Annotated in this window: 24 protein-coding genes; 16 read left to right on the top strand and 8 right to left on the bottom strand. The window is 63.0% G+C overall.

Going from position 1 to position 23338, the window contains the following annotated elements; translation table 11 throughout:
• Nucleotides 1-30: 30 nt before the first annotated feature.
• Entirely contained in the window at nucleotides 31-1866 is a 1836-nt protein-coding gene (phaC, locus tag FJ426_RS15240) for a class I poly(R)-hydroxyalkanoic acid synthase (RefSeq protein WP_140495818.1), read from the bottom strand.
• 98 nt (nucleotides 1867-1964) lie between these two features.
• Here phaC and FJ426_RS15235 point away from each other — a divergent pair, with 98 nt between their 5' ends.
• The 7 genes from FJ426_RS15235 to recJ all read left to right on the top strand — a co-directional run bounded on the left by FJ426_RS15235 (nucleotide 1965) and on the right by recJ (nucleotide 8737).
• Nucleotides 1965-2357 (top strand): hypothetical protein, encoded by a 393-nt coding sequence (locus FJ426_RS15235; protein WP_140495819.1) that lies wholly within the window; start codon nucleotides 1965-1967, stop codon nucleotides 2355-2357.
• Nucleotides 2358-2431: 74 nt separating this feature from the next.
• The gene (locus FJ426_RS15230; protein ID WP_140495820.1) at nucleotides 2432-3649 is read left to right on the top strand and encodes an LL-diaminopimelate aminotransferase; all 1218 of its coding nucleotides are present in this window, start codon (nucleotides 2432-2434) and stop codon (nucleotides 3647-3649) included.
• Nucleotides 3650-3697: 48 nt separating this feature from the next.
• Nucleotides 3698-5011 carry a homoserine dehydrogenase gene (locus tag FJ426_RS15225; protein WP_140561487.1) on the top strand — a complete coding sequence of 438 codons (1314 nt, stop codon included), beginning with the start codon at nucleotides 3698-3700 and terminating at the stop codon, nucleotides 5009-5011.
• 128 nt (nucleotides 5012-5139) lie between these two features.
• Nucleotides 5140-5496, top strand: coding sequence for a hypothetical protein (locus tag FJ426_RS15220; protein WP_140517065.1), 357 nt, complete (start codon nucleotides 5140-5142; stop codon nucleotides 5494-5496).
• 65 nt (nucleotides 5497-5561) lie between these two features.
• Nucleotides 5562-5729: a Thivi_2564 family membrane protein gene (locus FJ426_RS15215; RefSeq protein ID WP_140495823.1), complete on the top strand. Its 168-nt coding sequence runs from the start codon at nucleotides 5562-5564 to the stop codon at nucleotides 5727-5729.
• A 179-nt stretch (nucleotides 5730-5908) separates the two neighbouring features.
• Nucleotides 5909-6892 carry a class II fructose-bisphosphatase gene (glpX, locus tag FJ426_RS15210; RefSeq protein ID WP_140561534.1) on the top strand — a complete coding sequence of 328 codons (984 nt, stop codon included), beginning with the start codon at nucleotides 5909-5911 and terminating at the stop codon, nucleotides 6890-6892.
• 60 nt (nucleotides 6893-6952) lie between these two features.
• On the top strand, nucleotides 6953-8737 hold the full coding sequence (recJ, locus tag FJ426_RS15205) for a single-stranded-DNA-specific exonuclease RecJ (protein ID WP_140495824.1): 1785 nt from the start codon (nucleotides 6953-6955) through the stop codon (nucleotides 8735-8737).
• 11 nt (nucleotides 8738-8748) lie between these two features.
• Here recJ and FJ426_RS15200 read toward each other — a convergent pair whose 3' ends face one another.
• The 3 genes from FJ426_RS15200 to folE form a co-directional block, all read right to left on the bottom strand.
• Nucleotides 8749-9720, bottom strand: coding sequence for a patatin family protein (locus tag FJ426_RS15200; protein ID WP_140517059.1), 972 nt, complete (start codon nucleotides 9718-9720; stop codon nucleotides 8749-8751).
• 97 nt (nucleotides 9721-9817) lie between these two features.
• Nucleotides 9818-10276, bottom strand: a complete 459-nt coding sequence (gene hisI, locus FJ426_RS15195) for a phosphoribosyl-AMP cyclohydrolase (protein ID WP_140517282.1) — start codon at nucleotides 10274-10276, stop codon at nucleotides 9818-9820.
• A gap of 89 nt (nucleotides 10277-10365) precedes the next feature.
• Nucleotides 10366-11001 (bottom strand): GTP cyclohydrolase I FolE, encoded by a 636-nt coding sequence (gene folE, locus FJ426_RS15190; protein ID WP_140517057.1) that lies wholly within the window; start codon nucleotides 10999-11001, stop codon nucleotides 10366-10368.
• 242 nt (nucleotides 11002-11243) lie between these two features.
• Here folE and FJ426_RS15185 point away from each other — a divergent pair, with 242 nt between their 5' ends.
• Nucleotides 11244-11690 (top strand): iron-sulfur cluster assembly scaffold protein, encoded by a 447-nt coding sequence (locus FJ426_RS15185; protein ID WP_140495827.1) that lies wholly within the window; start codon nucleotides 11244-11246, stop codon nucleotides 11688-11690.
• Between the two features lie 16 nt (nucleotides 11691-11706).
• Here FJ426_RS15185 and FJ426_RS15180 read toward each other — a convergent pair whose 3' ends face one another.
• Nucleotides 11707-12612 carry a LysR substrate-binding domain-containing protein gene (locus tag FJ426_RS15180; RefSeq protein WP_140517055.1) on the bottom strand — a complete coding sequence of 302 codons (906 nt, stop codon included), beginning with the start codon at nucleotides 12610-12612 and terminating at the stop codon, nucleotides 11707-11709.
• 326 nt (nucleotides 12613-12938) lie between these two features.
• Here FJ426_RS15180 and yidD point away from each other — a divergent pair, with 326 nt between their 5' ends.
• The 4 genes from yidD (at nucleotide 12939) to FJ426_RS15160 (ending at nucleotide 17456) form a co-directional block, all read left to right on the top strand.
• Nucleotides 12939-13313 carry a membrane protein insertion efficiency factor YidD gene (yidD, locus tag FJ426_RS15175; RefSeq protein ID WP_140495829.1) on the top strand — a complete coding sequence of 125 codons (375 nt, stop codon included), beginning with the start codon at nucleotides 12939-12941 and terminating at the stop codon, nucleotides 13311-13313.
• Nucleotides 13314-13456: 143 nt separating this feature from the next.
• On the top strand, nucleotides 13457-14275 hold the full coding sequence (gene blaOXA, locus FJ426_RS15170; RefSeq protein WP_140517053.1) for a class D beta-lactamase: 819 nt from the start codon (nucleotides 13457-13459) through the stop codon (nucleotides 14273-14275).
• A 147-nt stretch (nucleotides 14276-14422) separates the two neighbouring features.
• Nucleotides 14423-16399: a threonine--tRNA ligase gene (gene thrS / locus FJ426_RS15165; RefSeq protein ID WP_140825241.1), complete on the top strand. Its 1977-nt coding sequence runs from the start codon at nucleotides 14423-14425 to the stop codon at nucleotides 16397-16399.
• A 118-nt stretch (nucleotides 16400-16517) separates the two neighbouring features.
• Nucleotides 16518-17456, top strand: a complete 939-nt coding sequence (locus tag FJ426_RS15160) for a GNAT family N-acetyltransferase (RefSeq protein WP_140817550.1) — start codon at nucleotides 16518-16520, stop codon at nucleotides 17454-17456.
• A gap of 53 nt (nucleotides 17457-17509) precedes the next feature.
• On the opposite strand, the gene FJ426_RS15155 is transcribed toward FJ426_RS15160, so the two are convergent.
• The gene (locus FJ426_RS15155; protein ID WP_140495833.1) at nucleotides 17510-18472 is read right to left on the bottom strand and encodes a hypothetical protein; all 963 of its coding nucleotides are present in this window, start codon (nucleotides 18470-18472) and stop codon (nucleotides 17510-17512) included.
• A 154-nt stretch (nucleotides 18473-18626) separates the two neighbouring features.
• Between FJ426_RS15155 and FJ426_RS15150 the strand changes: the two genes are divergently transcribed.
• From FJ426_RS15150 to FJ426_RS15140, 3 genes are all read left to right on the top strand, one after another.
• Nucleotides 18627-19211, top strand: a complete 585-nt coding sequence (locus FJ426_RS15150) for a nitroreductase (RefSeq protein WP_140520997.1) — start codon at nucleotides 18627-18629, stop codon at nucleotides 19209-19211.
• Nucleotides 19212-19820 (top strand): flavin reductase family protein, encoded by a 609-nt coding sequence (locus tag FJ426_RS15145; protein WP_140520996.1) that lies wholly within the window; start codon nucleotides 19212-19214, stop codon nucleotides 19818-19820.
• Between the two features lie 202 nt (nucleotides 19821-20022).
• Nucleotides 20023-20697 (top strand): isoprenylcysteine carboxylmethyltransferase family protein, encoded by a 675-nt coding sequence (locus FJ426_RS15140; RefSeq protein ID WP_140495836.1) that lies wholly within the window; start codon nucleotides 20023-20025, stop codon nucleotides 20695-20697.
• A gap of 3 nt (nucleotides 20698-20700) precedes the next feature.
• Here FJ426_RS15140 and FJ426_RS15135 read toward each other — a convergent pair whose 3' ends face one another.
• Nucleotides 20701-21582: a CoA ester lyase gene (locus FJ426_RS15135; protein WP_140685936.1), complete on the bottom strand. Its 882-nt coding sequence runs from the start codon at nucleotides 21580-21582 to the stop codon at nucleotides 20701-20703.
• Nucleotides 21582-22034, bottom strand: a complete 453-nt coding sequence (locus tag FJ426_RS15130; protein ID WP_140685937.1) for a MaoC family dehydratase — start codon at nucleotides 22032-22034, stop codon at nucleotides 21582-21584. Before FJ426_RS15130 ends, FJ426_RS15135 begins: the two co-directional genes overlap by 1 nt.
• A gap of 151 nt (nucleotides 22035-22185) precedes the next feature.
• Between FJ426_RS15130 and FJ426_RS15125 the strand changes: the two genes are divergently transcribed.
• Nucleotides 22186-23310, top strand: a complete 1125-nt coding sequence (locus tag FJ426_RS15125; protein WP_140685938.1) for a DUF2336 domain-containing protein — start codon at nucleotides 22186-22188, stop codon at nucleotides 23308-23310.
• Nucleotides 23311-23338: the final 28 nt, after the last annotated feature.

The following is a 23338-nucleotide window of genomic DNA, read 5'->3' as shown; positions in this document are numbered from 1 at the left end:
GTCCGTCAACTCACCAGACATTACAGTCGGTTACACACGCACCTTGACATAGGTGCCGGGGGCATCACCAAAAGTTTTCATATGCTTGCCTGCTTTGCGGGCGGGCACGCGATTGTTGTCCTTGGCCTCTATCCAGCTCTGCCAGTGCGGCCACCAGGAGCCAGGATGGTCGGTGGCCCTTGCGATCCACTCGCCGAAGTCGCCCTCCGGCTTGCCGCCGGTCCAGTACTGGTACTTGCCCGATGCGGGCGGGTTGACGACGCCGGCGATATGACCGGAGCCCGCCATCACGTATTCGACCTCGCCACCGAAATATTTCGAGCCGAGGAAGACGGACAGCGCGGGAGCGATGTGGTCTTCCCTGGAGGCGAGGTTGTAGATGGGGATCTTGATATCGGCGAGCGAAACGGTGCGTCCGGCAAGTTCCATCCTGCCGCGCGAGAGGTTGTTCTCGAGATAGCAGTTGCGCAAATAGAAGGAGTGGTTGGCCGCCGCCATGCGTGTCGAATCGGCATTCCAGTAAAGCAGGTCGAAGGGCAGGGGATCCTTGCCGCGCATGTAGTTGTTGACGACATAAGGCCAGATCAGGTCGCCCGAGCGCAGCATGTTGAAGGCGGTCGCCATCTTGGTGCCGTCGAGATAGCCCTTTTCGTTCATCGCCTTTTCCACCGCCGCGACCTGTTCCTCGTCGACGAACACCTTGAGGTCGCCGGCATAGGTGAAATCGACCTGGGTGGTGAAGAAGGTCGCCGATTTGATGCGATCGTCACCCTCCTGCGCCAGCAGGGCAAGTGCCGCCGCCAGCAACGTGCCGCCGACGCAGTAGCCGATAGCGTTGACCTCTTTCTCGCCTGTGGCCTTCTCGATAGTGTCGAGGCCGTATTGCAGCCCCTCTCTTGTATAAGCCTCCCAGTTCTTCATGCCGTGGCGTTCATCAGGGTTGATCCAGGAGATGACGAACACGGTGTGGCCCTGTTCGATCGCCCAGCGGATGAAGGATTTCTGCGGGTTGAGGTCGAGTATGTAGAACTTGTTGATCCAGGGCGGGCAGATCAGCAGCGGCCGTTTCAGCACCGTCTCGGTGGCGGGATCGTATTGAATGATCTCGGCGACGTCGCTGCGGCCGACCACCTTGCCGGGGGTGGTGGCGATGTTGCGGCCGATCTCGAAGGGCGAGTAGTCGGCCTGACGCAGCTTCAGGTCGCCTTTGCCGGCGGCGATGTCCTCGGCCAGCATCTTCATGCCTCGCACAAGGTTCTCACCGTTCGAGGCGATGGTTTCGCGAAACAGTTCCGGATTGGTCAGGATGAAATTCGACGGCGAGATGGCGTTGGACACCTGCTTGACGTAGAAGCTCGCCTTGTGGCGGGTGTGGTCATCCAGGCCTTCGGCGTGCTCGACAAGATCAGCCGCCCAGCGCGAGGTGACGAGATAGGCCTGTTTCAAGAAATCGAAGAAGGCGTTGCGGCCCCATTCCGGATCCTGGAAACGCTTGTCGCCGCGCTCCGGCTTGACCGCGTCCTCGGTTCGCTCGGCATCGGCGCTGACGCGCTGGATGGCGTTCGCCCAAACCGTCATATAGCCGGCGAACAGCCGCGTCTGCGCTTCGAGCGCGCGTTGTGGGTCGGCAAGCCAGTATTCGCTGAGCTTGGAGAAGGTCTTCACCATGTCGACGACCGGTTCGGCGACATGGTCGCGCACTTCGCCCTTCTCGCGCGGCTCGGCCCAGGCGGAAGCCGCCTTGCCGGCCTGCTCGATCATGCGCGCCATGTTCAGGGCGAAGCGTTCCGGGTCCTTCACCAGATATTGCTCGACCGTCGAAGGTCCGCCATCTTCCGCTTTGCCCGAATCGGGTGTTTTGGACATGGTGCGCGGGGTTCCTCCCGAAGCGTTTTCTTGACATATTACCATGGGACATCCGACTGGGTCCAACCTCGCTCTACCCCGGCTGCCAAGGAAACAATATGACGATTAACATTGGCGAGACTGTTTTTTTCGGCGCCGGTCGTTTTTGCCGCATCGGTGCGGCAATTGCCCTGCTGTGCCTTGGGGCCTGCTCGAGCACCAATACCAGCGGCCCGGTGCCCATCGCCACATCAGCGGGACCGAAGGATACCGGCACCTTTCCGAACCTGAACATCCCGCCGAAAGTAGCGGCCAAACAGTTCACCGATGCCGAGAGGAATGCCAGGCTCGCGGAATTGAAGGGGGACGAAAGCGCGCAGGCAGCCAATGGCGGCGCCCCCAACGTCACCAATCAGGCGGCGCTGACGGACCTGGCCAGCAAGCATGGCGCGCAGACGCTGAAGCAGATCGAAGGCAAATGCGACCCCACCCTCGACCCTACCTGCAAATAAGTATATAGCGCGCGCCCAAGGCACTTGCCGACACGGTGCGCCTTGCCAAACGCCAAGTGATGTCTGGAACTGCCATGGAAGAGTTTCACAAGGTCCGCCGGCTTCCGCCCTATGTCTTCGAGCAGGTCAACCGGCTCAAGGCCAGCGCCCGCTCGCGCGGCGCCGACATCATCGACCTCGGCATGGGCAATCCGGACCTGCCGACGCCCAAGGCAATCGTCGACAAGTTGTGCGAAGTGGTGCGCGATCCGCGCACCCATCGCTATTCCTCCTCGCGCGGCATTCCGGGCCTGCGCCGCGCCCAGGCCGCTTACTATCAGCGCCGCTTCGGCGTGAAGCTTGATCCCGATACGCAAGTGGTGGCAACGCTGGGTTCGAAAGAGGGCTTCGCCAACATGGCGCAGGCGATCACCGCCCCTGGCGACGTGATCCTGTGCCCGAATCCAACCTACCCGATCCATGCTTTCGGGTTCATCATGTCGGGCGGCGTCATCCGGTCGCTGCAGGTGGAACCCGATGACGGTTTCATCCCGGCGGTCGAGCGCGGCATCCGGCATTCGATTCCGAAGCCGCTGGCGCTGATCCTCAACTACCCGTCGAACCCGACGGCGCTGGTCGCCTCGCTCGATTTTTACAAGGACGTGGTGGCGTTCGCGAAGAAGAACGACATCATCATCCTGTCGGACCTTGCCTATTCGGAGATCTATTTCGACGGCAATCCGCCGCCTTCGGTGCTGCAGGTGCCGGGCGCGATCGACGTTTGCGTCGAGTTCACCTCCATGTCGAAGACCTTCTCCATGCCCGGCTGGCGCATGGGCTTTGCGGTCGGCAACGAGCGGCTTATCTCGGCGCTGACCCGGGTGAAATCCTATCTCGATTACGGTGCGTTCACCCCGATCCAGGTGGCGGCCGCACACGCCCTCAACGGCGATGGCGCCGACATCGCCGAAGTGCGCGACATCTACCACAAGCGGCGCGACGTGATGGTGGATGCCTTCGGCCGCGCGGGCTGGACCATTCCGGCTCCGGCTGCGTCCATGTTCGCCTGGGCGCCGATTCCCGAGCCGTTCCGCCATCTCGGCTCGCTCGAATTCTCCAAGCTGCTCATCGAACATGCCGACGTTGCGGTGGCGCCAGGCGTCGGCTTCGGCGAACACGGCGATGATTTCGTGCGTGTCGCGCTGGTCGAGAACGAGCACCGGATCCGGCAGGCGGCGCGCAACATCAAGCGCTTCCTGGCGACCAGTGCCAAGCAACCCAACAATGTCGTGCCGCTTTCCGCCCATCGGTAAGCTTTCCGCACACAATTTCGTTTGATCTTTCGGGGGACATCGCCGGCCATGGCTGAAGCTCTGCGTGTTGGAATTGCCGGCCTCGGCACGGTCGGCGCCTCGGTGGCGCGCGTGCTGCGCGACAAGGCGGCGGAGCTGACACGGCAGTGTGGGCGCGACATCGTCGTGTCGGCGGTTTCGGCGCGTGATCCCAAGCGCGACCGCGGCGTCGATCTCAATGCCGCGAAATGGTTCGACGATCCGGTCAAGATGGCGCAGGCCGCCGAGATCGACGTTTTCGTCGAGCTGATCGGCGGCGACGAGGGGCCGGCGTTCGCGGCGGTCAGGGCGGCGCTCGAAGCCGGCCGCCATGTCGTTACCGCGAACAAGGCGCTGCTGGCCAAACATGGCGTCGCGCTCGCCGAGATCGCCGAGAAGAAGGGCGTGCTGCTCAACTACGAGGCCGCGGTGGCGGGCGGCATTCCCGTTATCAAGACGATGCGCGAGGCGATGGCCGGCAACTCGGTCACCCGTGTCTTCGGTATTCTCAACGGTACCTGCAACTATATCCTGACCCGGATGGAGGCCGAAGGCATCTCGTTCGACGCCTGCCTCAAGGACGCGCAGCGGCTGGGCTATGCCGAGGCCGACCCGACCTTCGACATCGAAGGCCATGACACCGCGCACAAGCTGTCGATCCTGACCAGCCTGGCCTTCGGCACCAAGATCGCCGCCAACGACATCTACATGGAAGGCATCTCGAACATCACCCAGGCCGATATCCGTGCGGCCGGCGATCTCGGCTACCGGATCAAGCTGCTTGGCGTTGCCCAGCGCACCGAGAGCGGCATCGAGCAGCGCGTGCATCCGACCATGGTGCCGACGGCCTCGGTGATCGCGCAGGTCCACGGCGTCATCAATGCGGTGGCGATCGAGACCGACATCCTCGGCGAACTGCTGCTCTCCGGCCCCGGCGCCGGCGGCAATGCCACCGCCTCGGCCGTCATCGGCGACATCGCCGATATCGCAAAGAGCCGTCCCGGCTTCCAGCACGGCCCGGTCTTCGGCAGGCCGGCGAGGGAATTGAAGCCTTACAAGAAGGCGCAGATGCGCAGCCATGCCGGCGGCTATTTCATCCGGCTGACCGTGCATGACCGCATTGGCGTGTTCGCGGCCATCGCCAAGCGCATGGCTGACAACGATATCTCGCTGGAATCGATCGTCCAGCACGCGATCAGCGGCGAAGCGGCGGCGCAAAAGACGGTGATCCTCGTCACCCACGAGACCACCGAAGCCGCGGTGCGCAAGGCCGTGGACGGTATCACCAAGGATGGCCACCTGACCGACAAGCCGCAGGTCATCCGGATCGAGCGGGCAGGATAGATATTTCCTTCCGTCGTGTACCACTGGATTGCTGCGACGATACTGTTGCGGCCGATGCCGCTGCCTGGCTCGCCGGAACCAATCCCGGCCAGCGCCGTTCTCCCGAGGTGCAAACCGAGGGAATGCCAATGGCCGAAACATCGAAATCCGACACCCCCCAGATCGACGACATCCAAAAGACGCTCGAAAAGCAGATCGCCGATCTGCGCAAGGAGATCACCAGGATCAACAAGAGCCTTTCGGAGCGAGGTGCGGAACTGGTTGACGAGGCCTCGGCTCAGGCATCCGATGTCTACGACAGCGCGGCGAGCCGTGCGTCGCGAACGGCTCAGCAGTTGCGCAGCCAGGCGCAGGCGGTCTCGGAGGTCGCGCGGGAAAATCCGGGCACGACGACGGCTGTGGTCGGCGTCATCGGGCTGCTGGGTTTTCTGGCCGGCCTCGCCGTTGGCCAATCGATGAATGACACCCAGCGCCGCTGGTATTGATCCGGTAACGACCGAACCGGGTTTGCCGGCTTACCTGTCCATCGAGCAATTTCCAGGGGAGCACCATGGCTTCTTCCGTCCTGATCGGTATTCTGATCACGTTCCTCGTGATCATTTTGGTGCTTTATCTCATTCAGCGATTGCCGCTGGATGCCAGGATGCGGCAGATCGCGCAGATCATAGTCATCATCATCGGCATCGTTTCGCTATTGAAATATCTGGCCGTGTTTTAGATCCCGATCCTTGCAGCGGAAGCGGCCCAGTTCCGCTGGAAATATGCTATCCAAAGTTTAATCGATTGATATTGCAGGCTTTTCGAGAAAACCTTCGAGAGGTCTTGCCGTTGTCATGCTCGTTTGACACAAGAGGCGCGCCTCCGGCGGGAGGTGGCATGCGAACGAGGATCGACCTGATGAACGTGGCCCACAACATTATCGCCGGACTTGACCGGATACTCACCATGGAACTGGTGCGCGTCACCGAACGCGCCGCCGTCGCGGCCGCCAGGCTGCGCGGACGCGGTGACGAAAAGGCCGCCGACCAGGTCGCGGTGGACGCCATGCGCCAGGAGCTCAATCGCCTCGCCATCAAGGGCACGGTGGTGATCGGCGAAGGCGAGCGGGACGAGGCGCCGATGCTCTATATCGGAGAGGAGGTCGGCACCGGCAAAGGCCCGGCGGTCGACATTGCGCTCGACCCGCTGGAAGGCACCACGATCTGCGCGAAGAACCTGCCCAACGCGCTGGCCGTGATCGCCATCGCCGAGAAGGGCAGCCTGCTGTTCGCGCCCGACGTCTACATGGACAAGATCGCCATCGGCCCGGGCTATGCCGAGGGCGTCATCGACATCGATGCCTCGCCGGCCGAAAACATAGCCAGCCTGGCAAAGGCCAAGGGCGTCGCGGTGTCCGACGTTACCGCTTGCATCCTCGACCGTCCGCGCCATGGCAAGCTGATCGACGCCGTGCGCGCCACCGGGGCGGCAATCCGGCTGATCGGCGATGGCGACGTCGCCGGTGTCATCCACACCACCGATCCCGAGGAAACCGGCATCGACATCTATCTCGGCATTGGCGGCGCGCCGGAGGGCGTGCTGGCCGCGGCGGCGCTGCGCTGCATGGGTGGCCAGATGCAGGGCCGCTTGATCCTCGATACGCCCGAAAAGGTCGCCCGCGCCGGCAAGATGGGTATTGCCGACCCGAAGCGGGTCTACCGGGCCGAGGACATGGCGCGCGGCGATGTGTTGTTCGCGGCCACCGGCGTCACCGACGGCAACATGCTGGCAGGGGTCAAGTTCGGCCGCAACTACATCACAACGCACACGATCGTGCTGCGCTCGTCGTCGCGCACCGTGCGCGAGATCAAGGCCCGGCATCAGGACCTGGAAAAGTTTTGATGCATTCCTGACTGGCCGTCGCATATTGTGGGCAATGATCATCCGCAAACGTCGCCTCGCATGACGGGCGAGAGACGCCTTTTTCTCGATGTCCGACAGTCGGCCACCGGTGTTTCCTGGGAACATCGGCTGACCGAGCGGCAGGACATGGTCGCGCTTGCCATCGCACAGGGGCACGGCGTGCCCGATATCGTCGCGCGCGTGCTTGCCGGACGTGGCGTGACGGCGGAACAGGCGGAGCGCTTTCTCGACCCGACGATCCGCGACCTGCTGCCGGACCCGGCTTCGCTGACCGACATGGACAAGGCGGCCATTCGAATAGCCGCCGCGGTGATGGCCCGGGAGAAGGTGGCGATCTTCGGCGACTACGATGTCGATGGCGCCGCCTCGTCGGCCTTGCTCAAACGCTTCCTCGCGCATTTCTCGATATCGTCGGAAATCTACATTCCCGATCGTATCTTCGAGGGTTACGGTCCCAATCCCGAAGCCATGCGCGAGCTCATCTCGCGCGGCGCGACGCTGATCGTCACCGTCGATTGCGGCACCAACAGCGCGGCTTCCATCGACGCGGCCAATGCCGCCGGTGCCGATGTCGTGGTGCTCGACCATCATCAGGTCGGCGGCGCCTTGCCGGCGGCACACGCGGTGGTCAACCCCAACCGCGACGACGACCTTTCCGGGCAGGGCCATCTCTGCGCCGCCGGAGTGGTTTTTCTCGCGCTGGTGCAGACGGCCAAGGTCCTGCGCGGCCGGCTGGCCGACGCCACGCCGCCGGACCTGCTCTCGCTGCTCGATCTCGTGGCGCTGGCCACGGTCTGCGATGTGGTGCCGCTCACCGGCGTCAACCGTGCCTTCGTCGTCAAGGGCTTGCAAGTGGCGCGCCAGCAGAAGAACGAGGGAATGTCTGCGCTGGCGCGGGTCTCGCGCGTCGGCGAGCCGCTCAGCACCTTCCATCTGGCCTACCTGATCGGACCGCGCATAAACGCCGGCGGGCGCATCGGCGACGCCGCCCTCGGCAGCCGGCTGCTTGCGACCGACGATCCGGTCGAGGCCCGCACCATCGCCGAGACGCTCGATCGGCTCAACCAGGAGCGGCAGCTGATGGAACACGAGATGCTGGCCGCGGCGCGTGCCGAGGCCGATGCCGAGCTTGCCGGCGGCAGCGGGCCGGCCATCGTCGTTACCGCTAGCACCAACTGGCATCCCGGCATCGTCGGCCTGCTTGCCTCCAGGCTCAAGGACCATGCCCGACGGCCGGCCTTCGCCATCGCCTTCAACGCCACCGGCACCGGCACCGGTTCAGGTCGCTCGGTGTCGGGCTTCGATCTCGGCCGGCTGGTGCGCGAAGCCGCAGATGCCGGGCTGATCGTCAAGGGCGGCGGCCATGGCATGGCAGCCGGCATTACCGTCGAGCGCACGCGGCTCGGCGAGCTCAGGGCATTTTTCGAGGAGCGCGCAGCAGCCGACGTGTTCCGATTGCAAGACGAGGAAAGCCTGGCGATCGACGGCGCGCTTGCCGCCGAGGGTGCGACGCTGGCCTTGCTGGATGCGCTGGAAAAGGCCGGCCCGTTCGGTGCAGGGCATGTCGCGCCTGTTTTCGCGCTGCCTCGCCATCGGCTGGCCGACGCCCGGCTGGTCGGCACCAACCACATCCGCGCCGACCTCCAGTCGGGCAGTGGCGGTCGCATCCAGGCGATCGCCTTTCGTGCCGTCGACACCGTGCTCGGCGACTTCCTGTTCAAGAACCGCGGTAAGACGATCCACGTCGCCGGCTCATTGTCGGGCAATTACTGGAACGGCAATCGCAGCGTGCAGTTCCGCATCGTCGACGCGGCACGCGCCTGATGCGTCTTTGATCAGGCGAGAACCGTCTGAAGCCGGGTCAGTTCGCCGATCTGTGCCATCGTTGCCCTATAGCCGATCTGGATCGCCTCATCGGCGCGGTGGAATTCGGTCAGACCGATGTGGCTGAGCTTGGGCTGCAGCGACATGTCCGGCGGATCGCCGGCAAGCCTGGCGCGCGAGATTCGGTCTTGGATGATGTTGAAGGCCTCGACCATGACGCCGGTGATGCCAAGCCGCGTCTGATGCGCCCGGTGCTCCGGGTCGAATTGGCCACTGCGCGGTGCATCGTTCTCGACGACCAGTTCGCCGGCGCTATGCTTGATGACGGCGGCACGGCCGAACAGGTCGTAATGAAGGTTGACCGCGACAACCAGCGGCTGCTCATAGGCACGGCAGACCGACACCGGCACCGGATTGACCAAAGCTCCGTCGACCAGCACGCGACCATTGCAAGTCACCGGCTCGAACACGCCGGGCAAGGCATAGGAAGCGCGCATGGCTGTTATCAGCGAACCGTTCGACAGCCAAATCTCATGGCCGGTGCGGATTTCGGAAGCGACCGCGACGAACGGCTTGGACAAATCCTCAAAGCGAATGCCGGCCACATGCTCACGCAGGCGAGCATCCAGCTTCATGCCGCCGAACAGACCGCTGCCGCGCAGGTTTAGATCGAGCAGGCCGAAGATGCGCCGCCTGGTTAGGCTGCGGGCGAACTCTTCCAACTCGTCCAGTTTTCCGGCGAGGTAACAGCCGCCGACCAGCGCGCCGATCGAGGTGCCGGCAATCATCGAAACCTCGATGCCGGCTTCATCGAGCGCGCGCAGCACGCCGATATGCGCCCAGCCTCTTGCGCAACCGCCGCCCAGTGCAAGCGAGATGCCAGTTTTCTTTGGTGATGTTGTTTCGGACGCGCCGCCGGACGAAGCGGGACCATTCGCCTCTCGTACGTCCGCTCTGTTACGCAATGACGCCCACTCGAGCATCATGATCTCCCTTGTCCCACAGCTAATATATAGGCGGGCCGTATCGAAATGGTGAATCTATGTGGTTGGCTGCGGGCAAAAGGTTCAAGCTGGTCATTCACGGGAGCTTCCGATACGTTTTTTCCGCATCGAACAAGGGCTCGCTGCCATCGTCGGCAAGCATCGCCTTGCCGTCGATCAGCCCCACCGTCCGATAGAAGCAGGAACGCCGGCCTGTGTGACAAGTTGCGTCGTGGCCTAGCACTTTGACGCGCAACCATATGGCGTCCTGGTCACAATCCGTGAGCACCTCGATGACATGCTGGAGATTGCCTGACGTTTCGCCCTTCTTCCACAGCGCATTGCGCGAACGCGACCAGTAGTGGGCGATACCTGTTTCAAGCGTCAACGCCAGAGCCTGCGCATTCATGTGCGCGACCATCAAAAGCACGCCGTCTGCCGCATCGGTGACGACGACGGTGACCAGGCCGGCGGCATCGAAGCGCGGTGAAAACACCGCGCCTTCTTCCAGCGCTTTCTTGTCTGAGGGAGCCTTCGGAAATTCCAGTGCCGACATCGCCGGGCTATCTTCCTGTTTGACCATAATTATCCGAAAACCGGTAGCCACTTTCGGAATCATGGTTCGGCGATGCCGGGCGAGGCGGCTTACACCCCACCGCCACGCACCATGGTGACGAAACGAACCTGTTCTTCGGGAGTATCCTTGAACACGCCGGTGAAGGTCGAGGTCAGCGTGGTGGAGCCCTGCTTGCGGATGCCGCGCATGGCCATGCACATGTGCTCGGCCTCGATCATCACGGCAACGCCGCGCGGATTGAGCACATCCTGAATGACGCCGGCGATCTGCGCGGTCATGGCTTCCTGGGTCTGCAGGCGATGGGCGAAGATATCGACCACGCGCGCGATCTTGGACAGGCCGACGACCTTGCCGTCCGGCAGATAGCCGACATGGGCTTTGCCGATGATCGGCACCATGTGATGTTCGCAATGCGAATGGAACTGGATGTCCTTGACGATGACAAGGTCGTCGTAACCAGCCACTTCCTCGAAGGTGCGGCCAAGCTCTTCGGCCGGGCACATGTCATAGCCGCCGAACATTTCCCGATAGGCCTTGGCCACCCGCTTGGGCGTGTCGACCAGCCCTTCGCGATCGGGGTTGTCGCCGGTCCAGCGCAAAAGCGTGCGTACCGCAGCCTCGACCTCGGCCTCGCTCGGCCGGTCGGTGACGGGCTTTTCCATGTAGGCCGACTGGGGCATGAACTTCTTGATAACGGCATCCATAAAGGCGTCTCCCGTAGTCCCTCTCTCAGGAGGAACGAGTTGAACGGACCACGACCTTTCGGCGTCGGAAACTCGCCCGGTTTCCAGCCCCGTAAGCGGCGTGAGCAAACTGCGGCAAAGACGTGGGCTTTTCGTCGCCTTGTCGATACCGGACTGCCACCATTATATATGGTCATGACGAGCGAAAGAAAGACGCGTCAGCGGCAAACGCTGTTCGCTTGGCGGCGACGGACTGGAAAATAATGATCAACGACGTCTACAATGCGAAAATTCTCGGTTTTGCCGGAAATATCACACGGATTGGCCGGCTCGATCATCCCGATGCCAGCGCGAGGGCACATTCCAAATTGTGCGGCTCTACCGTTACCGTCGATCTCAACATGGCGGACGGCGTGGTTACCGATTTCGCACATGACGTGAAGGCCTGCGCGCTCGGCCAGGCCTCGTCCTCCATCATGGCGCAGCATGTGGTTGGCGCTACGGCCGACGAATTGCGCGCGGTGCGCGAGACCATGCTGAAAATGCTGAAAGAGAACGGAGCGCCGCCGGAAGGCCGCTTCGCCGATCTCAAATATCTGGAACCGGTGCGCGACTACAAGGCGCGCCATGCCTCGACCATGTTGACCTTCGACGCGGTGGTCGACGCGATCGGTCAGATCGAGAAGAAGCGCGCCGAAGAAGCCGCCTGATAGCCCATTTGGCGGCCTATTGGAGCCGTCTGCTTTCGGCGAATTCGCTTCTCACCCAGTCGGCGAACGCGGCGGCTGGCTCGGGGAGATCGCGCAGGCTTCTGGCCACCAGCCAATAGGCGCCGGACGCGACGTCGATGTCGAATGGCTTGACCAGCGTGCCGGAGGCGAGCTCTTCACCGATCTGCAGAAGATCGCCCAGCGCCACCCCGTGTCCGAGCAGAGCGGCCTGCTTCGAAAGCGACGCATCCGCCAGCATAGGACCGCGCGCGAGCACCGCGTCGGCAGGCACACCGGCCGCCTCGAACCAGCGCGCCCAACCCTGTCGGTTTTCCTCATGCAACAGCGTATAGCGGCCAAGGTCGGCCGGCTTGTCGAGGGGAGGCCCCGCGGCAAGCAGCGCCGGCGACAGAACCGGTGAATCGACCGTCGAGGCAAGCTGCTCGGCCTCGCTGCGCGGCCACGAGGCAGCATGCGCACTGAAGCGTAACGCAAGTTCAGGCTGGTCGCCGCGAAACTCAATCAGCCTTGGATCGACTTCGAGCGCAACGTCGATGTCGGGCCGCAATTGGCGAAAACGGTTGAGCCGCGGCACCAGCCATACCGATGCCAGAGACGGCTCGACGCTGACGCGAACCACTGTCTGCGCGGGAGCCGCCACCAACTCGGAAAGCAGGGCGTCGATGGCGTCGAAACTCCTGACCAGCTGACTGAGCAGCCGGCGGCCCGCATCGGTCAGTTCGACGCGGCGATGGTGACGTTCGAACAGGGGCCGGCGCAGAAAGATCTCGAGCTCGCGGATCTGCCGGCTGATCGCTGCCTGCGAGACGAAAAGCTCCTCGGCCGCCCTGCTGAAACTCAGGTGCCGCCCGGCTGCTTCAAAGCTCCTCAAGGCCGTCAGCGGCAGTCGCCCACGCTTCATTCGCATAACCCAGGATTATCCGAAGTGGAAATTATACTCGTTTGAAGGCGAAGGCCAGCGGCGGTCTACTCGTCGTCAAGGAGATACGGCCATGGTCCAGTTGCTAGAGATTTTTGGCGATGTGATGCGGATTGCAACCTATCAGTGGCGTGACGAAAGGACCCGTCGGAAGCACCACGAAGAGCAGTCTAGCCCCCGCCGATGGGCACTGCCGGCTGATCGGCAGCCACTTCGCCGCTTCCGCCCGTGAAAGCTCAGCAAGCAGGGGCGGGATTGCGTTCTCCCGATGAAGCCCACATCTATCGTGTGGAAAGACGGAGATCGCAGTGGGCGACCAGCATGGGCATACACATACAGCCGGGCCGCCGCGGCAAGGCCGCAACTGGTCCGGCCCGTGGCGCAAGACCCCCGGCCGGGTGTTGGGCACGTCGCTGGTGCGCCTCTATCAACTGACGCTGTCCAGCTTCATCGGCAATTCCTGCCGTCACCTGCCGACCTGCTCGGAATACGCGCATGAGGCGATCGCCCGCCATGGCCTTTGGGCCGGCGGCTGGATGGGATTTTTCAGGGTTCTGCGCTGCGGACCATTCGGCACCCATGGCGTCGACCTTGTTCCGGAGGTTCTGGCGGATCGGTATGTCTGGTTTACGCCGTGGCGATATTGGCGGATCGGCGGCAACCACGACGAGGCGCGAAGCTGACTGCCGGTCAGTTCTTCAAGGCAACCGTTTACGATCTGGTAGGGTTAACGGCAGCCTGCACAATAACTGCGAATTTGAGACAAAATCGAGACAAGAGACCTCGCTAAGCCGCTCGCCGAACCCCCCTCTGGAGCGAGCATCCAATGCGCAATGTCGACCGTCTTCCCTTCATCCTTGCCGGAGTCCTGTTCCTGCTTGCCTGGCTTCTGGGATTTCCGATGCGCGCGCAGTCGGCGCCGCTCGGGGATGTGCAATGCACGCTGATCGCCGATGCGCAGAGCGGCAAGACGCTTTACCAAAACGGCGTCTGCGATCAGCGGTTCAGCCCGGCCTCGACGTTCAAGGTGCCGCTGTCGCTGATCGGTTACGATGCCGGCATACTAAGCGACGAGCACACGCCGAGCTGGGACTACAAACCTGAATTCAAGGCGGTCAAGCGGGACCACAAGACCGTCGATCCGATGATCTGGGAGCGGGACTCGGTGCTGTGGTATTCACGCGAGATCACCCGCCGGCTTGGACCGGAGAGCTTTGCCGGCTACGTCTCGAAGTTCGGCTATGGCAATGCGGACGTTTCCGGCGATCCCGGCAAGAATGACGGCCTGACTCATTCCTGGGTGAACTCCTCGCTCAAGATCACGCCGGTCGAGCAGGTCGATTTCCTGCGTAAGCTCCTCGCCGGCAAGATACCGGTCTCGGCCAAGGCTCACGACATGACGAAAGCCATCCTACCCAGCTTCAAGGCCGGCGACTGGACCGTCCAGGGCAAGACGGGCAGCACCAGGGGAGGCGAGGGCGGCAAGGACAGGCGTTCACTCGGCTGGTTCGTCGGCTGGGCGCAGAAAAACGGCCGCCAGATCGTGTTTGCCCGGCTCGTCGTCGATACGAAGCGGAGCGATATGCCGAAGGGGCTCGCGACGCGCGCGGCCTTCCTGAAGGACCTGCCGCTGCTGATTAAATAGCCGAGGCTTTACGGCGGCGGCATCTGCCCATAAAAGACTGCCGCCGCCGGACGCCTCCGGCTATCTGGCAGGCCGCAGCCTCGAACGGCTGACGACCTGCATTTCACCACCCGCGCTCGTTTGCGGGACTGGATAGGAGAATACCTGATGCTGAATGCCGTTTCCCTGACATTTCCCGATGGCTCCGTGCGCGACTACGATGCGGCGATGACCGGTGCAGGCCTTGCCGAATCGATCTCCAAGTCGCTGGCCAAGAAGGCCGTGGCCTATGCCATCGACGGTACCGTGCGCGATCTCTCCGATCCGCTCGGCAAGTCCGGCAAGATCGAGATCATCACCCGCGACGATCCGCGCGCGCTGGAACTCATCCGCCATGACGCGGCACATGTGCTGGCGGAGGCCGTGCAGGAGATATGGCCGGGAACGCAGGTGACCATCGGGCCGGTGATCGAGAACGGATTCTACTACGACTTCGCCCGCAACGAGCCGTTCACTCCGGACGACTTCCCGGTGATCGAGAAGAAGATGCGCGAGATCATTGCGCGCAACAAGCCGTTCACGAAGGAAGTCTGGTCGCGCGACAAGGCCAAAAAGGTCTTTGCCGACAAGGGCGAGCGCTACAAGCTGGAACTGATCGACGCCATTCCTGACGATCAGGATCTCAAGATCTACGCGCAAGGCAACTGGTTCGACCTTTGCCGCGGTCCGCATATGGCCTCGACCGGGCAGATCGGCAATGCCTTCAAGCTGATGAAGGTGGCGGGCGCCTATTGGCGCGGAGATTCGAACAACCCGATGCTGACGCGCATCTACGGCACGGCGTGGGCTGATCAGGCGCAGCTCGACGCCTACCAGACAATGCTGGAGGAAGCCGAAAAGCGCGACCACAGGAAGCTCGGCCGCGAGATGGATTTGTTCCATTTCCAGGAAGAGGGGCCCGGTGTCGTCTTCTGGCATGCCAAGGGCTGGAAGATGTTCCAGAACCTGGTCAACTACATGCGCCGCCGCCTCGACGAGCAGGGCTACCAGGAGGTCAACGCACCGCAGGTGCTCGACAAGAGCCTGTGGGAGACATCGGGCCATTGGGGCTGGTACCGCGACGCCATGTTCAAGGTCACGGTTGCCGGCGACGACACCGATGACGACCGCGTGTTCGCGCTGAAGCCGATGAACTGTCCTGGCCATGTGCAGATATTCAAGCACGGGTTGAAATCCTATCGCGACCTGCCGGTAAAGCTTGCGGAATTCGGCAATGTGCATCGCTATGAGCCGTCGGGCGCGCTACACGGGCTGATGCGCGTGCGCGGTTTCACGCAGGATGACGCGCATATTTTCTGCACCGAGGAGCAACTGGCGTCGGAGTGCCTGCGTATCAACGATCTGATTCTGTCGACCTATGCCGATTTCGGCTTCGACGAAATCAGCGTGAAGCTGTCGACCCGGCCGGACAAGCGCGTCGGCACCGACGAAGCCTGGGATCACGCCGAAGCGATCATGAGCGGCGTGCTGGAGACGATCAGGACGCGATCGGGCAACCGCATCAAGACCTCGATCAATCCTGGCGAGGGCGCCTTCTACGGGCCGAAGTTCGAATATGTGCTGAAGGATGCCATCGGCCGCGAATGGCAATGCGGCACCACGCAGGTCGACTTCAACCTGCCGGAGCGTTTCGGTGCCTTCTACATCGGCTCGGATTCCGAGAAGAAACAGCCTGTCATGGTGCACCGTGCCATCTGCGGCTCGATGGAGCGCTTCCTCGGCATCCTGATCGAGAACTATTCCGGCCATTTCCCGCTGTGGTTCGCGCCGCTGCAGGTGGTGGTGGCGACGATCACTTCGGACGCCGACGGCTATGCGAACGAAGTGGTGGCGAAGCTGAAAGCCGCGGGCTTGTCCGCCGAGGCGGATCTGCGCAACGAGAAGATCAACTATAAGGTCCGTGAGCACAGCCTAGCCAAGGTTCCGGTCATCCTCGTCTGCGGCAAGCGCGAGGCGGAAGAGCAGACGGTCAACATGCGCCGCCTCGGATCGCGCGATCAGGAGTCGCTGGGTCTCGCCCAAGCGGTCGCGCAGCTGACCGAAGAAGCGATCACGCCCGATCGCCGACGCAAACCTGCGGCCTGATCCGGTAGTATTTCAAGCGGAATGGCGGTGGAGCAGTCCACCGCCATTTCCATATCGCACCGTCTTCACATCCCTCCGTTTTCACATCCCTGTCACGGCAGTCTTGTAACAAGCCCTCATGCTCAAGCTGAAATTGCGTGAAAAACCGTTTCCCGAGCTTTCCTATGCTAATCCCCGACAGCCAGCGCTGACGCGGTGGGTCATCCATTCCATCGAAGGCCTGTCCGGACGCGACCGTTTTGCAGCGCTTTATGATTTTTGGCGCCGCCAGGTGGTCCCGTCCGGCGAGCGCGTGTTCAGCCGCATGCTCGAATTGATCGATGTGCGGGTGCGAACCCCCGACCAATGGCCCCCGCAGACCCTGCCTGACACGCCGCTGGTGATCGTCGCCAATCATCCCTTTGGCATCGGCGACGGGATTGCCGTGCTGTCGCTGGCCGAGCAGCTCGGGCGGCCGTTCCGGGTCATGATCCACAAGGATCTGCTCAAGATCAGCGAGATGGAGCCCTATTCGCTGCCGATCGACTTTTCCGAAACCAAGGACGCGTTGAAGAACAACATGGCGGTGCGTCACGAGGCGGTGCGGCTCTTGAAGGAAGGCGTCACCATCGTGGTGTTTCCGGCCGGCGGTGTCGCCACCGCGCCGAAAGGTTTTGGCCGGGCACGCGACCTGCCATGGAAGATGTTTCCGGCGCGTCTCGTGCAGGATGCCAAGGCTTCCGTAGTGCCGATGCATTTCTCCGGCCAGAACGGCAGGCTGTTCCATCTGGTCAGCGGTCCCATGAACATGGCCGAGCGCGACGGACGCGTGGCGAAGTTCGTCGGCAAGGCATCGCTGGCGCTGCGCATTTCGCTGCTTATCCGCGAATTCGCCCGGCTTTCCGGCAAGTCGATCGACGTGCGTGTCGGCGATGTGCTGAACTGGAATGAACTGGAGCCCGTGCGCGACCGCAAGGCGCTGCTCGAGCGCCTCTATAGAGGCGTCTTCGATCTGGCGCCGCCGGTTCCTCGCCGCCGGATTCCATTCCTGCCGGCACGAGCCAAGCTGGCGGCGTAGGTCCATTTCGTGGAGATCCGAAGGGAAAGCGGCTCGAGGCTTTCCGGAATTGACTAATCCGCGCCTTCTTCCGGATCCATCGCGGCGGCTTCCGTCGCGAGAACCTCGATTTCCTGGTTCTGTCCGGCCACGACAGTGAAATCCTTCTGGTAGATGCGGTCGCGGTTCTTGGCGATGATGGTGTAGTCGCCTTCGGCCAGCACCATCGAGGCGAAGGCGCCGACGGTTTCCTTGATCGGATCGCCGGATTCGTTGAGCAGCGACCACGACGTGTCGGCGATCGCTTCGCCGCCCGCTTCACGCACCAGCTTCAAGGTAATCTCGGCGGCGTGATGCTCGACGGTGGCTTCGGTCAGCTTGCCGGCCTCGACGCGGATGTCGGAGCGGATGACGGCATTGACCGCGCCATAGGTCGAGACCACGTGGTAGATGCCGGCATTGAGACGCACGACGCTGTTGGGCTCGACGTCGGGAATAATCAGCGCGCGATCGCCATTGGGTTCGGCATTGCCCTCATAGATCGAGAAGCGCAGCTTCTTTGGCGGGATGCGCGCCCCTCCCGAAAGGACGGCATCGAGCTTCAGGCCGCCGGCATCGAGCACGAGGCTCTCGCGCTTGGCGTCCTTGCCGACGGTGATGCGCTTGGTGGCACCGGCCCGGCCGTAGGAAGCGTGAACCAGATAGCTGCCGGGTTCGAGCTGGAAGACCGCCGTGCCGCCATGGGCGGAAGCCACCATCGGCAATTTGCCGTTGACGGCCTCCGGCTTGAAGACGCGCCAGACGATACCGCGAGTGATATCGCCTCCCTTGTCGGTCAATTGCGCGGACAAGGTGATGGCGCCGCCGCCACCAAGCGCCAGCGATGTCTCGCCTTTCGGCGTCGCGTAGCTCGAAATTCCGGGAAGCTTCAGGTCGCTGACGCCATCCACATTCTGCGCCACGGCAAAGGAAACCGGCGCCATGAGCAGCAGGGTGCAGACCCAGATCAGGAAAAGACGCAAAGTCCCCTCAAACATGCCTTGCGTTGAAGCCCATGGCGGTGGCAATTTCAAGGCTTAAGAGTCCGACCGATACGACTCTCCAGCCTGGCGCGCCCGCGTCGATGCCCGAGCCGCCCCGCATTCCCATGGCGCGCTTCAGCTCAAAATCGAACTTAGGAGACTTGCGCCCATGGCGTCCCCGATCATCGACTTCCTGCTGACCCGCAATTCAGCGCCGATACCGGAGTTGAAGGAGCCCGCGCCCGGCGACGCCGAGATCGCCACGATGATCGCCGCCGCCACGCGCGTGCCCGATCATGGCCGGCTCGAGCCCTGGCGCTTCATTCTTTATCGCGGCGATGCCCGCATCGAGATCGGCAGGAAGCTGGCGGCCCTTGCCGAACAGCGGGAGGGACCTTTACCGGATGGCCGCCGCAACCAAGAGCTGGCGCGCTTCTCGCGCGCGCCGCTGGTGATCGGCGTCGTGTCGGTGCCGAAGGAAAATCCAAAAATCCCGCAATGGGAGATGTTCCTGTCCGGCGGCATGGCGGCGATGAACCTGATGATTGCCGCCAACGCACTGGGCTATGGCACCAACATGATCAGCAACTGGTATTCGGACGTGCCGGAGGGCAGGGCGATCTTGGGGCTGGCGCCGCAAGAGCGCGTAATCGGCTTCGTCCATATCGGCTCCTATGGCGGCCCGGCGCCGGAGCGGCCGCGCCCCGATCCGGCAAAGCTTTATGCGGACTATGCCGGGCCCTGGGCGGGCTAAGTGTTCTACGAGCCGTCAAAGGGGCACGGACTGCCGCACGATCCGTCGAAGGCGATCGTGGCGCCGCGCCCGATCGGCTGGATCTCGACCCTGAACGGGGCCGGCGAGATCAACCTCGCGCCCTATTCCTTCTTCAATGCCGTTTCGACAAGGCCCTTCATCGTCTGGTTTTCCTCCGAGGGCGAGAAGGACAGCGCCTCCTTCGCCCAGGAGACCAGCGAGTTCGTCGCCAATCTGGTCGGCCGCGATCTCGCCGAGAAGATGAACCGGACGTCGGTCGACGCGCCGCGCGGCGTCAACGAGTTCGTTTATGCCGATCTCGCCATGGCGCCGTCGCGTCTTGTCGCGCCGCCGCGCGTGGCGGCCGCACCCGCCGCACTCGAATGCAAGGTGACCGAAGTGTTCCGGCCAAAGGCCCTGGACGGAACGCCGACCAGCGCCGTCGTCGTGGCCGGCGAAGTGATCGGCGTGCATATTGACGATGCCTACCTGAAAGACGGCCTGTTCGATATCAGCAAGGCCGGCAATGTCGCTCGCCTCGGCTACATGGATTATGCCAGCGTCAACGAAGTGTTTTCGATGCGCCGGCCGCGTTGGGGCAAGGATTAGCCCGCAAGGGGGCCCAGTCACTGTGCTTTCCTGACGGCGAGCCGTCATCACGACGCGCCCTGAGCTTGGTGACGCGGCATGACGAAACCTTCTGCACACCAGGACCGTTTCGTCCAGGCGCGGGATGGGCGATAGTCTGCTGAGGGTCGGCGGTAGTCTGTTGCTGGTAAATGCCGACGGCAAATATCATGGAAGGTTGATCATGGTCTCGAGATTGATCCTCCAGACGTTCGTGTGGTTCGGCGCAATGGGCGCGCTGCTTTTCCTGACAGCGGGTACGCTGACCTGGCCGGGAGCCTGGGTATATCTGGCGGTGATGACCGGGCTGAGCCTGACCCTTGGCGTGACGCTGGCCCGGCGCGATCCCGGGCTGATGAACGAACGGCTGAGCTCTCCCATCCAGAAGGACCAGACCGCGGCCGACAAGGTTCTGTTGAGCATACTCCTGCTCGGCATATTTGCCTGGCTGGCCTTCATGGGTTTCGACTACCGCTTCGGCTGGTCCGTCGTTCCGGTCTGGGTACAGGCGATCGGTGCGCTGGTTCTGCTGGTCGGACTATGGATCAGCTATCTGACGATGCTGGAGAATAGCTTCGCGGCGCCCGTCGTGAAGATCCAGGCGGAGCGCGGACAGCAAGTGATCACAACGGGTCCCTATAGCTATGTGCGCCATCCCATGTATGCCGGCGCCATCCTCTTCTTTGCCGGCACGGCTCTCCTGCTCGGCTCCTGGTGGGGGCTGGCACTGGTCGTCGTGTTCATCGTTCTCTTGGCCATCCGCACATTCATCGAGGAAAAAACGCTTCGCACCGGCCTGCGCGGCTATGACGACTATGCGGCCCATGTCCGCTACCGCCTGATCCCGTTGGTCTGGTAGCGGTCAGGCGGAGATTCCGGCTGCCTGGGCGCGTGCCAGAAGCCGCTCGGCCAGCCGCAGATGCGGCCGGTCATACATCTTGCCGTCGATGCCGACGACGCCGGGATTTCCCGCCGCCTGGAATGCCGCGACAATTGCCGCCGACTGTTGCACCGCTTCCACCGAGGGCGTGAAGGCGGCGTTTATGACCGGCACCTGATCAGGGTGGATCGCCATCTTGCCGGTGAAGCCGTCACGTTCGGCCTCCCTGCATTCGGCCTCGAAGGCCGCCATATCGCGGAAATTCGGGAAGACGGTGTCGATCGCCGCGACTTCCGCCGCGCCGGCGGCGAGAATGGTCATGGCGCGAGCGAAGCGGAATATTTCGGTGTAACGGCCATGTTGGTCGCGGGTGGTGCGCGCGCCGATCGCCGCCGACAGGTCTTCCGCGCCCCAGGTCAGCCCGGCAAGTCGCGCGCTTGCCCCGGCGTAGCTCGCCGCCGCCAGCACGGCCGCCGGTGTTTCGGTAATGATCGGCAGGATTTTTGTCGCGCCGTCGGCCAGGCCGTTCTCCGCTTCGCGCAGCCTGAGCTTTGCCGAGAGGTGCTGGACATCCTGGCCGCCAGCCGATTTGGGCAGCATGACGCCGTCGGGTTTTGCCGGGATAAGCGCCGCAAGATCGTCGTCCGTCAATCCCGTCGAAAGGTCGTTGACCCTGACGTAGATTGCCGACCTTGTTTTCGCCCTGTGGCTGGCGATGAAGCGCGCCGCGGTCATTCGCGCCGATGCCTTGTTTTGGGGCGCCACCGAATCCTCGAGGTCGACAATGACCACGTCTGCGCCGGCGCCAAAGCCCTTCTCCAGCTTCCTCTCGGAATCGCCGGGAACGAACAGCAGCGAACGCATCAGGCTACCTTCTTCAGCATCATGGCCTGTCTCGTGCATTTGGCGACGAGGTCGCCGTTCTGGTTATAGGCCCGATGTTCGAACTCGACGATGCCGCGATCGGGCTTCGACCTGGATTCGCGCACCGAGACGACAGTGGTCTCGACGCGGATGGTGTCGCCATGGAAGACCGGATGCGGAAACACCGTTTCCTTCATGCCGAGATTGGCGACCGTCGTACCGACGGTGATGTCGTTAACCGAAATGCCGATCATCAGGCCGAGCGTGAACAGCGAGTTGACCAGCGGCTTGCCCCATTCGCTCCTGGCGGCGAAATCGAAGTCGATATGCAGCGGCTGCGGGTTCAGCGTCATCACCGAGAACATCATGTTGTCGCTCTCGGTGACGGTCTTGCGCAGCGTGTGCTGGAAGACATGGCCGACGACGAACTCCTCGAGATAAAGCCCAGCCATTTCATTCTCCTCCGCTGCTGGACGGTTGATAGGCGCTGCATCCAGCGCTCGCAAGCCAGTTAACGAACATGGTGAACGCTTCATAAACCAATTCGGCCTAACGTCCGGCACGGGGTCGGAAACCTTCCGGCAAGGGGCGTAAGCAGGCGGTATGGTTGTTGTCTCGCATTTCCTGAAATGGATCTACACGGCCAGGGTATCGGAGCGCGCCGCGGCGGCAAGCGCGCTCGCCCGCGCCTATGTCGACGCGGAATTGCCGTTCGAGGATCGCTGCGCCGCCGAGGCGGCGCTGACCTTGCTGCTCGACGACGCATCGTCGAAGGTACGGCTGGCGATGGCCGAGGCGCTGTCCATGAGCCATCACGCACCGCCCCAGATCATCAGCGCGCTTGCTTCCGACCAGCCGGAAGTCGCCGGCGTCGTGCTGACGCGATCGCCACTGCTTACCGACGCAGACCTGATCGATCGCGTGGCTTCAGGTCCGAAGGCGACGCAAAAACTGATCGCCGATCGGCCATTGGTCTCGATGGCGCTGTCGGCGGCTATCGCAGAGATCGGCGAGGCGGAGGCCTGCGCCGTGCTTTTGGCCAACAGCGGGGCCGATGTCGCTTCGTTGAGTTTTCGCCGCATGGCCGAGCGCCACGGCCATCTGCCGCTGGTGCGCGAGGCGCTTATATCGGATTCACGCCTGCCCGCCGACTGCCGGCACATGCTGCTCGTCAAGCTCGGTGAGATGCTCAAGACCTCGCCGCTGGTCATGGCCTTGATGGGAGCCGCCCGGGCCGACCGCGTCATGCGCGACGCCTGCGTCAAGGCCTGCGTGACGCTGATCGAGAGCACGCGCCAGGAAGAGCATGCAGCACTGATCGAGCATCTCAGGCTGCGCGGCGATCTCACCGCGAGCTTCCTCATCCGCACCATCGCGCATGGCAAGGTCGACTTCTTCGGCTCGACGCTGGTCGCGCTCAGCCAGCAGTCCGCCCAAAGAGTGAGGGCGCTGCTGGCCGGCGGACACGACGTGGCCTTGCAGGCGCTGTTCCGCAGTGCCGGCCTGGCTGCCGCCACGCACGCGGTCATCTTGCGCGCGCTGAAAATCTGGCGAGAGGTCGCCAACGGCAAGCGCGTCGCCGGCGTGCAGGAAGTCAGCTGGCTGATGCTGAAGGAATTGGGCGGACAGTCCGCGGAAGGCGATCTCGCCGCGCTCATCAAGTCGATCCATCTCGCTGCGTTGCGTGAAAATGCGCGCGGCCATGCACTGGCGATCGCAGCCGCTTAGCCCCTTTGGGCGGGCTTGATGCCATTGC

This window comes from Mesorhizobium sp. B2-6-4, from assembly GCF_006441495.1.
Taxonomy (GTDB): domain Bacteria; phylum Pseudomonadota; class Alphaproteobacteria; order Rhizobiales; family Rhizobiaceae; genus Mesorhizobium.
This window is presented reverse-complemented; position numbering and strand designations above follow the sequence as displayed.

Bases quoted from the DNA above. Each gene is read 5' to 3' on its own strand.
- phaC (WP_140495818.1), bottom strand. From the start codon at position 1,866: ATGTCCAAAACACCCGATTCGGGCAAAGCGGAAGATGGCGGACCTTCG.
- FJ426_RS15235 (WP_140495819.1), top strand. From the start codon at position 1,965: ATGACGATTAACATTGGCGAGACTGTTTTTTTCGGCGCCGGTCGTTTT.
- FJ426_RS15230 (WP_140495820.1), top strand. From the start codon at position 2,432: ATGGAAGAGTTTCACAAGGTCCGCCGGCTTCCGCCCTATGTCTTCGAG.
- FJ426_RS15225 (WP_140561487.1), top strand. From the start codon at position 3,698: ATGGCTGAAGCTCTGCGTGTTGGAATTGCCGGCCTCGGCACGGTCGGC.
- FJ426_RS15220 (WP_140517065.1), top strand. From the start codon at position 5,140: ATGGCCGAAACATCGAAATCCGACACCCCCCAGATCGACGACATCCAA.
- FJ426_RS15215 (WP_140495823.1), top strand. From the start codon at position 5,562: ATGGCTTCTTCCGTCCTGATCGGTATTCTGATCACGTTCCTCGTGATC.
- glpX (WP_140561534.1), top strand. From the start codon at position 5,909: ATGAACGTGGCCCACAACATTATCGCCGGACTTGACCGGATACTCACC.
- recJ (WP_140495824.1), top strand. From the start codon at position 6,953: ATGACGGGCGAGAGACGCCTTTTTCTCGATGTCCGACAGTCGGCCACC.
- FJ426_RS15200 (WP_140517059.1), bottom strand. From the start codon at position 9,720: ATGCTCGAGTGGGCGTCATTGCGTAACAGAGCGGACGTACGAGAGGCG.
- hisI (WP_140517282.1), bottom strand. From the start codon at position 10,276: ATGTCGGCACTGGAATTTCCGAAGGCTCCCTCAGACAAGAAAGCGCTG.
- folE (WP_140517057.1), bottom strand. From the start codon at position 11,001: ATGGATGCCGTTATCAAGAAGTTCATGCCCCAGTCGGCCTACATGGAA.
- FJ426_RS15185 (WP_140495827.1), top strand. From the start codon at position 11,244: ATGATCAACGACGTCTACAATGCGAAAATTCTCGGTTTTGCCGGAAAT.
- FJ426_RS15180 (WP_140517055.1), bottom strand. From the start codon at position 12,612: ATGAAGCGTGGGCGACTGCCGCTGACGGCCTTGAGGAGCTTTGAAGCA.
- blaOXA (WP_140517053.1), top strand. From the start codon at position 13,457: ATGCGCAATGTCGACCGTCTTCCCTTCATCCTTGCCGGAGTCCTGTTC.
- thrS (WP_140825241.1), top strand. From the start codon at position 14,423: ATGCTGAATGCCGTTTCCCTGACATTTCCCGATGGCTCCGTGCGCGAC.
- FJ426_RS15160 (WP_140817550.1), top strand. From the start codon at position 16,518: ATGCTCAAGCTGAAATTGCGTGAAAAACCGTTTCCCGAGCTTTCCTAT.
- FJ426_RS15155 (WP_140495833.1), bottom strand. From the start codon at position 18,472: ATGTTTGAGGGGACTTTGCGTCTTTTCCTGATCTGGGTCTGCACCCTG.
- FJ426_RS15150 (WP_140520997.1), top strand. From the start codon at position 18,627: ATGGCGTCCCCGATCATCGACTTCCTGCTGACCCGCAATTCAGCGCCG.
- FJ426_RS15140 (WP_140495836.1), top strand. From the start codon at position 20,023: ATGGTCTCGAGATTGATCCTCCAGACGTTCGTGTGGTTCGGCGCAATG.
- FJ426_RS15135 (WP_140685936.1), bottom strand. From the start codon at position 21,582: ATGCGTTCGCTGCTGTTCGTTCCCGGCGATTCCGAGAGGAAGCTGGAG.
- FJ426_RS15130 (WP_140685937.1), bottom strand. From the start codon at position 22,034: ATGGCTGGGCTTTATCTCGAGGAGTTCGTCGTCGGCCATGTCTTCCAG.
- FJ426_RS15125 (WP_140685938.1), top strand. From the start codon at position 22,186: ATGGTTGTTGTCTCGCATTTCCTGAAATGGATCTACACGGCCAGGGTA.